General features: G+C 52.5%; 13 protein-coding genes and 1 pseudogene. 10 read left to right on the top strand and 4 right to left on the bottom strand.

The annotated features are described in order from the left end of the window. The first annotated feature begins 10 nt into the window (after nucleotides 1–10). The 6 genes from narI to moaA are packed head-to-tail and all read left to right on the top strand — an operon-like array spanning nucleotide 11 to nucleotide 4,872. Nucleotides 11–694: a respiratory nitrate reductase subunit gamma gene (gene narI / locus JI62_RS18140; RefSeq protein ID WP_088701516.1), complete on the top strand. Its 684-nt coding sequence runs from the start codon at nucleotides 11–13 to the stop codon at nucleotides 692–694. Nucleotides 695–734: 40 nt separating this feature from the next. Beyond that, a complete protein-coding gene (locus JI62_RS18135; RefSeq protein ID WP_088701515.1) occupies nucleotides 735–1,556 on the top strand; it encodes a peptidylprolyl isomerase in 822 nt (273 codons plus the stop codon). 34 nt (nucleotides 1,557–1,590) lie between these two features. Then, nucleotides 1,591–2,169, top strand: a complete 579-nt coding sequence (moaB, locus tag JI62_RS18130; protein WP_088701514.1) for a molybdenum cofactor biosynthesis protein B — start codon at nucleotides 1,591–1,593, stop codon at nucleotides 2,167–2,169. After that, nucleotides 2,166–3,428 (top strand): molybdopterin molybdotransferase MoeA, encoded by a 1,263-nt coding sequence (locus JI62_RS18125; protein ID WP_088701513.1) that lies wholly within the window; start codon nucleotides 2,166–2,168, stop codon nucleotides 3,426–3,428. The genes moaB and JI62_RS18125 overlap by 4 nt, the downstream gene beginning before the upstream one ends. A 53-nt stretch (nucleotides 3,429–3,481) precedes the next feature. Next, nucleotides 3,482–3,886, top strand: coding sequence for a putative zinc-binding protein (locus JI62_RS18120; RefSeq protein WP_088701512.1), 405 nt, complete (start codon nucleotides 3,482–3,484; stop codon nucleotides 3,884–3,886). After that, nucleotides 3,883–4,872, top strand: a complete 990-nt coding sequence (gene moaA / locus JI62_RS18115) for a GTP 3',8-cyclase MoaA (RefSeq protein ID WP_088701511.1) — start codon at nucleotides 3,883–3,885, stop codon at nucleotides 4,870–4,872. The genes JI62_RS18120 and moaA overlap by 4 nt, the downstream gene beginning before the upstream one ends. 241 nt (nucleotides 4,873–5,113) lie before the next feature. Here the strand turns inward: moaA and JI62_RS18110 are convergent, their stop codons facing one another. Next, nucleotides 5,114–5,482 (bottom strand): hypothetical protein, encoded by a 369-nt coding sequence (locus JI62_RS18110; protein ID WP_088701510.1) that lies wholly within the window; start codon nucleotides 5,480–5,482, stop codon nucleotides 5,114–5,116. A 236-nt stretch (nucleotides 5,483–5,718) separates the two neighbouring features. Between JI62_RS18110 and JI62_RS23250 the strand changes: the two are divergent. Continuing rightward, nucleotides 5,719–5,841 (top strand): annotated as a pseudogene (locus JI62_RS23250) (helix-turn-helix domain-containing protein); the annotation flags it as partial. Between the two features lie 83 nt (nucleotides 5,842–5,924). Here JI62_RS23250 and JI62_RS18100 read toward each other — a convergent pair. Next, nucleotides 5,925–7,103: a glycosyltransferase family 9 protein gene (locus JI62_RS18100; protein WP_088701509.1), complete on the bottom strand. Its 1,179-nt coding sequence runs from the start codon at nucleotides 7,101–7,103 to the stop codon at nucleotides 5,925–5,927. Nucleotides 7,104–7,395: 292 nt separating this feature from the next. On the opposite strand from JI62_RS18100, the gene JI62_RS18095 reads away from it, so the two are divergent. From JI62_RS18095 to JI62_RS18085, 3 genes are all read left to right on the top strand, one after another. Then, nucleotides 7,396–8,058 (top strand): response regulator, encoded by a 663-nt coding sequence (locus tag JI62_RS18095; protein WP_088701508.1) that lies wholly within the window; start codon nucleotides 7,396–7,398, stop codon nucleotides 8,056–8,058. Then, nucleotides 8,055–9,455, top strand: a complete 1,401-nt coding sequence (locus tag JI62_RS18090; RefSeq protein WP_088701507.1) for an ATP-binding protein — start codon at nucleotides 8,055–8,057, stop codon at nucleotides 9,453–9,455. The genes JI62_RS18095 and JI62_RS18090 overlap by 4 nt, the downstream gene beginning before the upstream one ends. Nucleotides 9,456–9,766: 311 nt before the next feature. After that, nucleotides 9,767–10,603, top strand: coding sequence for a DUF6694 family lipoprotein (locus JI62_RS18085; protein WP_346425908.1), 837 nt, complete (start codon nucleotides 9,767–9,769; stop codon nucleotides 10,601–10,603). A 100-nt stretch (nucleotides 10,604–10,703) separates the two neighbouring features. Here JI62_RS18085 and JI62_RS18080 read toward each other — a convergent pair whose 3' ends face one another. Then, entirely contained in the window at nucleotides 10,704–10,904 is a 201-nt protein-coding gene (locus tag JI62_RS18080) for a hypothetical protein (RefSeq protein WP_088701505.1), read from the bottom strand. Between the two features lie 135 nt (nucleotides 10,905–11,039). Next, nucleotides 11,040–11,774, bottom strand: coding sequence for a sulfite exporter TauE/SafE family protein (locus JI62_RS18075; protein WP_211594278.1), 735 nt, complete (start codon nucleotides 11,772–11,774; stop codon nucleotides 11,040–11,042). Between the last annotated feature and the right edge of the window lie 46 nt (nucleotides 11,775–11,820).

Genomic DNA, 11,820 nt, shown 5'->3' with positions numbered 1-11,820 from the left:
GAGAATCGCCATGTTTATTGAATATTTGCAACATCTTATCTACGGCTATTACCCCTACCTGGCCGGTACGGTGTTCTTGGTTGGCAGTCTCATGCGTTACGACCAAGGCCAGTACACCTGGAAGACCGGCTCCAGCCAAATGCTGTCCTCGAAAAACATGCGTCTGGCCAGCAACCTGTTCCATATCGGGATTATCGTCATCTTTTTTGGTCATTTGGTGGGCATGCTCACGCCACACTGGGTTTACGCACCTTTCTTGCATGCCGGTACCAAGCAGCTGATTGCCATCGTGGTCGGCGGTATTGCCGGTGCTATGTGCGTGGTGGGCGGCGCCATGTTGCTTTATCGGCGATTGGTAAATCCTCGCGTAAAGGCGTCGTCGAGCTTGATGGATACCTTGATCCTGGGTTTGATCGTCTTACAGGCATGCCTTGGCATGGTAACCATCATCTTCTCGCTAGGCCATATGGACGGCGAAATGATGCTGACACTCTCCAGCTGGGCGCAGTCGATTGTCTTCTTTAGCGGTGGTGCGGCGGACTACATGCAGGAAGTGTCGTGGATCTACAAACTGCATATCTTTATCGGCTTAACCATCATCCTGCTGTTCCCGTTTTCGCGGCTGGTGCATGTGTGGAGCGTGCCGTTCGGCTATGTTACCCGGCGTTATCAGCTTGTCCGCCGGCGCATTTAAAAAACGGCTTGTGCACGTCCAGGACTAGAGGAGAAATAACATGCAGATGATTGATATCGAACAGCTACCTGGGGGCGTCGCTGCGCCTCCGGTACGCGTCGGTGACACCCCTATCGATGAAGAAACGATTGCGTTGGAAATGCAGTACCACCCCGCCGAAACGGCGGGGGAGGCCCAGCTTCAGGCAGCCCGTGCGTTGGTGGTCAGAGAGCTGCTTCGCCAGCGTGCTAACGTTCTGGGCCTACTGTCGACACAGGACGTTAGCGAAGCACAGGAAGATGCAGCGATTGCTGCCTTGCTCGAACAGGAGCTTGAAGTGCCGGAACCGGGGGAAGCAGATTGCCAGCGCTTTTTCGACACCCACCGTGAACGCTTCAGCGAACCGGTACAGTTACGCGTTCGGCATATTCTGCTCGCGGCCGCACCCGATGACTCCCAGGGGCGCGACGACGCTTACCAGCTTGGCGAAAAGCTACTCGAACAGCTTAATCAGATACCCGAACGGTTTGCCGAATTTGCTCAGCACCACTCCGCGTGCCCTTCAAAAGAGCTGGATGGTGATTTGGGCTGGTTGGTATCAGGGCAGACTGTTCCTGAGTTAGATCGCGCTTTGCAGCACTTGCCCGAAGGTCTACACGAGCGCCCCTTGGCGTCACGCTATGGCTGGCATGTGGTGAGTATTGACGAACGGCGAGACGGTAGGGCGTTACCTTTCGATCAAGTTATTGACCGGGTGCGCCATAGCCTACGGGAACAGGCAACTCGACGTGCGCTGCGTCACTATTTGCTGGCGCTAGAGAGCGAAATAGGCGTCGAAGGCATTGTTCTGGATGACGATGCTGGCGGCAGCTTGATGCAATAGCTTGAAGCAATAGCAAAGCTAATAGGAGAGCTTGATGTCCCATGTTCCTGTAGATGCTCTTTTCACTCCGCTTGGCATCGCGGTGCTAACGGTTTCCGATACGCGTGGTTTCGATGAGGATGGCAGCGGCGACCTGCTGGTTGAACATCTGAGCGAAAGCGGCCATATCCTGGTAGAGAGGCGCATCGTACCTGATGATATCTATCAGGTTCGTGCCGTGGTCTCGGAATGGATTGCGCGAACGGATATCCACGCAATTCTGGTTAATGGCGGCACTGGCTTTACCGCTCGGGATACCACTCCCGAGGCGTTGATACCGCTGTTCGACAAAGCGATTGAGGGGTATGGCGAGCTGTTCCGCCACTACTCTCTGAAGATCATCGGCACAGCGACGATCCAGTCTCGCGCCGTCGCGGGGGTGGCTAACCGAACGATGATGTTTGCGATGCCCGGCTCGCCCAAGGCGTGTGCGTTGGCGTGGGACAAAATAATCGCTTTGCAGCTGGACTCCCGCACTCGGCCCTGCAACTTCGCCGCCATGGTGCTGCCTTCAGCGACCCCGTGCAGTGGACGCCATAAAGCGACTTCTTCCAATGAGGTGGAGCGTTTATGAACTGTCACTGCGCAGAAATAGTCACACCCGGCTTGTTAGATCTGTTTGATGCACGCCAACGGCTTATCGACGCCGCCACGCCCATTAATACAGTAGAAACCATCACCCTAGAACAATCGGCGGGGCGCGTGCTGGCAGAAACGCTGGTCGCACCTCTCGACATGCCGGGGGTAGACAATAGCGCTATGGATGGTTACGCGCTGTGTCTGGCTGATTACCAAGCAGCACCTGGCGGTGCAGGTTTACCCATTCTTCAACGCGTACCGGCTGGGGCAGGCGTCATGCTGCTACCGGAAGGAGGCTGCGCGCGTATTTTTACCGGCGCGCCGGTGCCCATGGGGGCAGATATTGTAGTGCCTCAAGAGCGGGTAACCCTTGATCAGCGCGGGCATATACACCTCGAGGGTAGCTTGGTGCTAGGCGCTAACATTCGCCGCCAGGGCGAGGAAACTCGCATGGGAACCCCGCTACTCGCTGCAGGTACTTTTCTTGATGCCGCGTCGATTGCGCTGCTGGCAAGCCATGGTATTAACACGGTTAACGTCAAACGGCGCCTGCGGGTGGCGCTACTCTCAACCGGCGATGAGCTAATTACCCCAGGTACTGCGAGAGCGCCGGGACAGGTATACGACAGCAATCGCGCCATGCTTAACGTACTGCTAGCGCAAGCTCAGTGCGATGTGTTGGACTTGGGCGTCATCGCTGATTCGCCGCAGTCACTGCATCAGGCTTTTGAGCACGCACAAACCGCTGCAGATGTGGTGATGTGCACCGGTGGCGTTTCGGTAGGCGAGGAGGATCATGTACGCCCGGTGATCGAGCAGCGCGGTGGGTTACATTTTCATGGGGTCGCCATGAAGCCAGGGAAGCCTTTTGCGTTCGGTTATCTGGGCGCGGAGCCTGCCTCTTCCACACCGTTAATGGCGCTGCCGGGTAACCCAGTGGCCTCCCTGGTGGGCTGGCAACTGCTGGCGCTGCCGTTTATTCATGCCATGCAAGGTAGAAGTGTCGCTGCGTTGCAGAGTTATCCCGTTAAGGCAGGCTTTTCTCAGCGCGGCCCCAGGGGGCGTTGTGAGCTGTTAAGGGTGGTGCTGGACTGGGCAAGAGAGCTGCCAGTGGCGCAGTTAGCGGGTGGGCAGGGCTCGCATATGCTCAGTGCGGCTAGCCAAGCCGATGGCTATTTAATGATTAATCCCGAAACAGACGTAGCAGAAGGGAGCACCTACCACTACTACCCCATTAATCAGTTCGCCGCTTGAATTTTTATACTCACTGTGGCTGCTGATGCTGTTTGCTTTTTATAGGAGAGGGTATGTCTTCACATCACAAACCCCGCACACTGATTTATGCCTGCTCCGGCTGCTCTGATGTGGCGCAACTTGCCAATAGCGTTGCCCTGCGTCTTGACCATGCAGGAGAGGCAGAAATGTCCTGCATTGCCGGTGTGGGCGGTGGTGTGCCCGGCCTGGTGCGTATTGCCCGCTCCGGGCGGCCTATCGTAGCCATTGACGGGTGCCAGATGCACTGCGCCAGCCACTGTCTCGCCAAAGCGGATGTGATACCCACAGAGCATGTCAAGCTATATGAAAATGGCCTGCGCAAGCGACGGGGTCAGTTTTATGATGAGCAAACAATCGCTGAGGTTACCGCAGAGGTGAAAGGACTCATTGCCCGGCTGCCCGTTAATGCCAGTACCCAAGAGGAGCCCGTAGAATGAATGCACTAGTAGATGGGTTTGGCCGCACGGTGCGTTACCTGCGTATATCGGTGACTGATCGTTGTGATTTTCGCTGTGTGTATTGCATGGCTGAGGAAATGACCTTTCTGCCACGCGCCCAACTGCTTACCCTTGAGGAGATAGCCGCGCTTTCACAGGCATTTGTCGAGCTGGGCGTGGAGAAAATTCGTCTAACTGGCGGTGAGCCGTTAGTACGCCAGGGCGTACTAACACTAGTGCAAAAACTCGGTGCATTGGAAGGTCTGCGCGAGCTGGCGATGACCACCAACGGCTCAGGTTTGGTCAAGCATGCCGAGGCTTTGCGCCAAGGCGGGCTACATCGGCTCAATATTAGCCTCGACTCGCTAAAGCCCGAACGCTTTAAAGCATTAACCCGGACGGGGGATCTTGATCAGGTGATCGCGGGTATCCGTGCAGCGCGCCGCGCTGGCTTTCAGTCGATTAAGCTAAACGCCGTATTGCTCAAGGGGCGCAATGACGACGAAATTATCGACTTGGTAAACTTCGCCCGGGATGAACACGTCGATATCAGCTTTATTGAGGAGATGCCGTTGGGCGCTATCAGCGAGCATAACCGGGGTGAAACCTTTCTTTCCACCGATGCGGTACGCGAGACCATAGAAAACCACTATCAACTCTTACCCACCACCGAGACCACCCTAGGTCCATCCCGCTATTACCGTATGGCAGACAGCCAGTCGCGGATTGGCTTCATCTCTCCCCATAGCCATAATTTCTGTGCTGCCTGTAATCGTGTTCGAGTAACGGCTGAAGGGCGGCTACTGCTTTGCCTGGGCAATGAGCACTCGGTAGATTTACGCGCCGTCATGCGACGTTATCCGGGTGATACCCAGCGGCTTAAATCGAGCATTGTGGCGGCAATGAAGAAAAAACCTGAGCGTCATCACTTCACGACGGATGGTGAAGTTCAAATAGTGAGGTTTATGAATGCAACTGGTGGCTAACCCAGTGTTCTAGCTAGCTTGATTTGATCACTAAGCCTCCTCAGCGTGAAAGATACTCCCGCAGTAAATTGGGTAGTTGATAGGCCACCCAATATTTTTTTATTAGCCCCAGATTAATAAAATCTATTTCGACAAGTCGATCACCGCTCGTGAAGGGAGATCGCCCTGTTCCATCAAAAAAAGCGAGCGCGATTTGGGAATGAACCAAGCGGCAAAAAAGGTGAGTCATTTATTAGGTGCGCTACTCTAATAAATATAAAATTATTAAGGTTCCAACTCCTGCAGCTCCCAATGCGTCTAGCGTATCGAACAAATCATTTTCAACCATTTTCAATTCACTGATAGAAAAATAGCGTTCAAGCAACTGTGATATACCATTTGACGTTACACTTAATACGGCGATGGTGACCTCGGTTTTTTCTATTCCCGTTAACCACAGCAGAGTGGCGAGTAAACTAATTAAAACAACGCTGGCTCTAAAGGAAAGCCATTTAGCAGAATGAATAAATGCATTGACACCACCTACAAAGCCCTCCGAGGTTGTCATTGTTTTGGGTAGAAGCCGTTTCCAAAAGCCCTGGTTGGAGTCCAATAGATGCGATAAAACCATGTGCATACACCAGAGTAGTTGAGTGGATAACAGCTTGCCATGGAATACTTAACAATCACTTAAGCATTCATTAATTGGCAAGGCTTCGGCACGCTTGGCTAATATCTTCTGACTGCTGGCCTGGATTCATAGAACAACCGCAGCACTTTGGATCACACAGTAGAGAAAGGAGGGTCTGCGCCGTTACCCTCTCGACTTTACCTACCAAAGTGAAGCAGAGCATGGGATACCGATGACTGACCCAGGCTCAACGATGCTAAACTTTTGTTTATCCTGAGACTGGTATCAGCCAACGACAAATAGCTAAGGCTATTGGAGTTCACAGCAGCACCATTAGTCGGGAGATAAAGCGCAATGGGATTAAGACTGTCTATACGACTGGGTCGGTGCACCGATTGGCCAAGCATGTGGTATTAAGCAAAATTATACATCGGGTAGGCATTTAACATCGTCCCGCCGAAGCCGAAGAAAGGCGGCATATCGGCCATTGGGCAGGCGATGCCGATTGAACAGGAGCCGTTGAGTTTTGTCCGTCAAGATTAGCGCGGATGGCTTCTATGACCGTGCTTATCTCTGGGCGCCAAAGAATGGTGTCATAGGCTTCTCGTGGTACGAAAGCGAGTGATTTTGTCTGTCGTACTAGGGAAATGGTGGCGACATCGAGTGCTGCCGCTAAGTGCATAGGCCCTGAGTCTGGCGTCACGAGTAACCGCGCCCGCACTAGAACAGCGGCAAAGTGACGGATAGGAAGCGGTGCGCATAAGCTGCCATACAGTGATGGCATCAAACGCTGCTCAATAGGGGCTAGAAGCCTAAACTCCTCCGGCCCAAGAAATACGACATAGCGTATTTTACTGGCTTCCAAGGCATCAATGAGCATTAACCAAAATGCCAACGGCCAACGTTTGTTTTGATGCCCACCAACGAAGATCGCAATAAAATTAGTATCTGATGGATCATCGCTATGAAGGCTGACTAGCTGCTGTATTTTCGTCATTGCCTGATAGCGTTCCTGCTCAGTTAACTGGAGCAATGGCCGATTACGGCAGTCAACACCGAGCGGACGTGTCAAGTTGACGATGGCATCGTAGGCATGTGATGACTTACCTTCCGCCTCAATGCTGTACCAGCGCTGCTGGCCTTTACGTGAACCCATGCTGTACCGTGCCCCTATTAACCGGGTCACAATTAAGCCGCTCGTTGATCCTCCGCTCACTTGTACCGCCAGGTCATAGCGTTGTGCTCGTAAGCGTCTTAATAGTGTCACACACTGCCAAGGGCGCAGAATAGCGGCTCTCGACAGTAAATAAAAATGATCAACAGGACGTTGCTGTAACAGTGGAAATGTTTTATCCGTCGCTAAATAGTCAATGCGCGCGGAAGGGAAACGTTCACGAAAAGCATCGATGGCCGGAGTACTGATCAGCGCGTTGCCCAGGCGAAAATTGGGGCGAATAATTAGGATTTTTTCTATGCCCACAAGGTTGTCAATGGTTTCTGGTGCAGGTGCTTTGAGGATATACCGTATGCCTATCAGTAAATATTGCTTCATTCTTTTTTCTAAAAAACGGGCCACTATTTTTAAATGATAATTTGTTCTAATAAGTGTCAGTAAGTGCATACGCTGGCGCTCTGTTAAGTTAATAGAAAATGATCTGTCCACGGTAGCGACAGAACAGATTAAAATGTCCGCCAGTGAAGGCACTGCTTTGGCTTTGCCTATGGCGAAAGAGGCAGCTTGAGTCTAAATAACTTAAAGAAGAGTTAAACTGCGTAAGAAATTTAAAAAATAGGGTGGTGGGCTTACTGGTTGGATTTAGATGAGGTTGCTTGTTGAGAGGTAAGTTACTCTATTTAAGAAAAGCTTAAGTTTTGGTAGCCAAGATAGCGGTTTGCCGATTGAGGGAATCAGCATGCGTGCACTACTAATAGAAGATGACCCCCTGCTTGGGGATGGCATCAAGACGGCGCTAGAGCGCGAGGGCTACGCGGTCGATTGGTTCATGCTTGGCCGCGAGGCAATCAGCGCTATCGGCAGCGAGGCCTTCAGCGTGATTATTTTGGATCTTGGGCTGCCCGATATGGACGGTATGCAGGTACTGCATTTACTCCGACAGCAATCTACTCTGCCGATTCTGATTTTGACGGCCCGTGATGCCATGGAAGACCGTATTGGCGGTTTAGATGCGGGGGCGGATGACTATGTGCTCAAGCCTTTCAATTTGCAGGAGCTACTCGCCCGTTTGCGTGTCGTAATGAGGCGCGCGGAGGGGCGTGCCTCGCAAATATTGACGCTGGGTGCACTGAGTATTGATGAGGCTCTCCATACGGTGAGTTGGCGGGGGAAAGACGTAAAGTTGGGCCGGCGCGAGTATGCCTTATTGCTAGAACTGGCTAGGCACCCGGACAAGGTGCTATCTCGCCCTCGTTTAGAGAATTTGCTTTACGGCTGGGGCGAAGAGGTAGAGTCCAATGCGGTGGAGGTTCACATTCATCATCTGCGTAAAAAGCTTGAAAAGGAATTGATTATTAACGTGCGTGGGATTGGCTATCGGCTGGATAGCCAGGCGCAATGAGATCGATACGGCGTTATCTGCTGCGCACGCTAGCCATTACCATGGTTGTCGCCGGTGGCTTGGCGGTTACCGCGGCTTACTTAATCACGGATCATGAGCTAGAAGAAATTCTCGATACACAGCTTAGTCTGCATAGCCGGATTGTGGCTGGCCAACTCGATCCAAATGCTACCATTGACGACTATGCTCGCCTGGCTTCGCGCATGGGCCTTCCAGAACATCCGGCTCAGCTATATCGCGACGGTAACTCAGTGCCCGACAGAAGCTTTGAATCAGGTACCAAGCTTTACCACGAGGAAGAACTTAAATTAGTACTGGGTTTTTGGAATGCCGATGGCTCACCCAGGCTTCTTGGGGGCAAATGGAATGATGCTGGCCCTTTCCCCGCGCCTTTAGAGGAGGGTTTTCGCTGGGAAAGCTACGATGGTCATCGCTGGCGAGTTTTCAGCATGTTCGATGTTGCAAGCGATACCTGGATCAGTATGGGGCTACAGGGTTCGTTTCATGCTGAAGTGGTGGAGCGCATCACCTGGAACAATTTATTGCCGATGCTTCTGTTGCTGCCACTCCTTCTTTGGCTGATGAGTCGGATTATCCGGCGGGGTATTGCACCCATCCAAGCGCTTTCCAGACAAGTACAAGGCCGCTCTGCCCACGACCTGCGTAAAATTGATAATCCGGTTCCTCAAGAGCTTAATGGATTGCGTGAATCGCTAAACGACTTTATCGCTCGGTTGAAAGAAACCTTAGAGCGCGAGAGGCGCTTTACTGCAGATGCGGCCCATGAATTACGCACTCCCTTAGCTGCGCTAAGGATTCACCTAGATAATGCGCAGGCAGGGGGAGAGCAATCATTACAAAAGGCTTATGTCGGGGTTGAGCGGCTTCAGCGTGTGGTAGAACAACTACTTATTTTGGCTCGATTGGATCAAGTGGCGACAACCTCGCCGGCCACTATTGATCTTTATCCGATTATTGCCGAACTGGTAGCCGAGCTGTGGCCACTCGCTGAAGAGCGAAATCAGCACTTGAGGCTAATAGGCTTAACCCAGTTGGAGGTTCGCGCCGACGAAGTAGAGGTGGGAATTCTCTTCCGCAATCTACTCGATAACGCCTTGCGCTATACGTCAGAAGGCGGTCAGGTTGAAGTTGAATTAGCGCTTTGGGAGGGGTTGCCTCAACTCACGGTGAGAGACACTGGCCCCGGACTCCCCGAGGCACTTTTGGATAAAGTTACTGAGCGTTTTAGGCGCGCGTCTGGCCAGGGCACCACCGGCAGCGGGTTGGGTTTGTCGATTGTCTCGGAGTTGGCTCTGCGCCAGAACGCACGCCTTACGCTCAGTAATCGCATACCCAATGGACTAGTGGTCAGTGTGACGTGGGAGCAAAACCAGTAACAAGATAGCTGCAAGCACTCGAATTACTGTATTTGAGTTATGCAGGCGCAGGTTCATGGAACCATCCCCTTATCAATCAGCCACTAATGCCCTGCCTGCTGGCAACTCATCAGTCGGGGCATGGCAATCTTGCAGTTTGTTGGGGCGGAATCTGTATCCTGCGAGTTTGCCCCTATGCTGTCAATGCCATCCTCAAAACGTCAACAGGCCCTAGGATACCCGTAGAAATTCAAATGGCAGGGACTAGTGGTGAATAGCGCTTTCCGTTAAGCTCCTCTGGAATTTTTATCTGCCTGCTTTGAGGTGATTGTATGTGGAGCCTGCTAAGGCTGTCTGCAATATCACTATCAGTACTCATGATAGCTGGTTGCTCAGATCCCAAAATTGATACTAGCTCCATGCCTGCGTCGGTTGTCTCTGTTGAGAAAGTGCGTAACTCCTTGCCCACCTACAAGCGCGATGAGTTTGATCAAGGCTTGATCATTATCGCCACGTCGACATCGTTTAGTGGTATCGATATTCTCAACCCCCACCGCATGAATGCCGCTGAGATCGCCGAAACTGCCAACGCGCAAATGCATGGATTAACGGGGGATCAGGTGATCCAGCGTGCCGATCAAATTCTGCGCGAGCGCCGGGCACGCGAACGCGAACAGGCTATTCGCACCTTGAAACGGCTGGAAGAGAAGCGTGCAAAAGCCATCAGTGATCAGCAGCAGTTAGCGCGGTTTACCATTGACAGTGCGCACTATTACATGGGCTCAAGCCCTTACGGCGCTCCGGAACCGGTGATTGATCTTGAAGTGACCAATGGCACGGATCAAGCCATTTCTGAGCTACTGTTGAGGGGCGTGGTGACTAGCCTTGGCCACTCAGTACCTTGGGTGGATGAGGTTTTCTACTACGTCATACCTGATGGCATTGAGCCTGGAGAGACGTTGGAGTGGAGCCTTGCGCCTAACCGCTTTGGTCCGTGGGGAAATGCTCAAATACCCAGTGATGCAGAGTTGACGGTCACATTGGAAGGACTGAAAGATCTGGATGAACAGCCATTATGGGACTCGCCCGAGCTAACGGAACACGAACTGGCCAGGTTTGAGCGACTGCAAAAGGAGTATGGTGGCATTGCCTTCTCCCGTTTGGAGTAAGCCCTGTGTACAGTAAGCGCTGGAAAACCAAAACGCCCTGGCGGTTATCCGCTAGGGCGCACCTGTCTCTACCAATAATCTTTGCGTTGAGGAGGAATACTTACTCTTTGGCTTCATGGTCGGCGAGGGCGGCAACAATCGCCTCTTCCCACTGCCCTTCGGTTAACCCCCAGTGCTCCATTTCTGATTGATCGGCACTGCCTTCCGACGCCTCGCGCAGTTTATCGACGCTGCTGCTTTCATAGCAGTGCTTGGCGAAATCTTTGGTTTTTACATCTTTTAGCTGGTTGATCATCGACATGTTGAGTTCCTTTCAAGGTCAATAGTGAGGAAATGCCCACTCAGTGTAGCTATTCTGGCCACTTTTACCTGACTTGGTTCCCAACACTGTTGAGTTGAAGTGAGAAAAAAAGCGTAGAGAAAGCTCTCCGTGGAGCTAGCCAGCCATCAGCGTATCGATAAAAATTTTACCGGCGATACTGGCTAGCAGCAGCATAACCAAATTATCAAACCAGCGGTGGGGCAGCCGATTGCCCAGGCGGGCGCCTAGGGGCATGGCGGCGAGTATGACCACAAGAGCAAGGATGCTAAACAGAAAACGTTCCAGGGTTAAAATGCCCGCGTTTAAAAGCGCCGGTATTTGAACACAGGTAATGGCGACGAAGAAGACCGAGATGGAGCCAATAAATACGTTTCGTTTCAGCTGCATCGCATTGAGAAAGGTAACCGACGCTGGCGCCGACATGCCTGCCGCGCCTTGAAGCACGCCTGCCAGCAGGCCAATGGGAATCACCAGCCGCGCGGCGATGTTAAAGGGCAGGGCGATGTGCCGTTTCATCACTTTGATGATGAGGTAAAGCACGATCACTCCCGCGACACCCAGGGACAATATTTCGGGAGATAACACGACTAATCCCCAAGTGCCCAGCACAATGCCTAACCCGCCAGCAATGGAGAACGCTGCCAAGAAGCGCAAGGGTAATAAGTGGCGTCGATATTGCCAAACCTGTAAGGCATTACTAAACAGGTTAGGTGCGACTAGTAGGGCGATAGCGAGTTGAACGTCGTACAGCATGGTGAGAATGGGTACGACAATAACCGGAACGCCTGAACCGATGGCGCCTTTGACGATACCTGCGACTAGCAGTGCTATAAACGCAATAAACAGCATAAGGCGACCCGGCCCCTTTTAGCGTACAGCCGCCGTGCCACCGGCA

The organism is Halomonas campaniensis (assembly GCF_002211105.1).
Classification (GTDB): domain Bacteria; phylum Pseudomonadota; class Gammaproteobacteria; order Pseudomonadales; family Halomonadaceae; genus Vreelandella; species Vreelandella campaniensis_A.
This window is presented reverse-complemented; position numbering and strand designations above follow the sequence as displayed.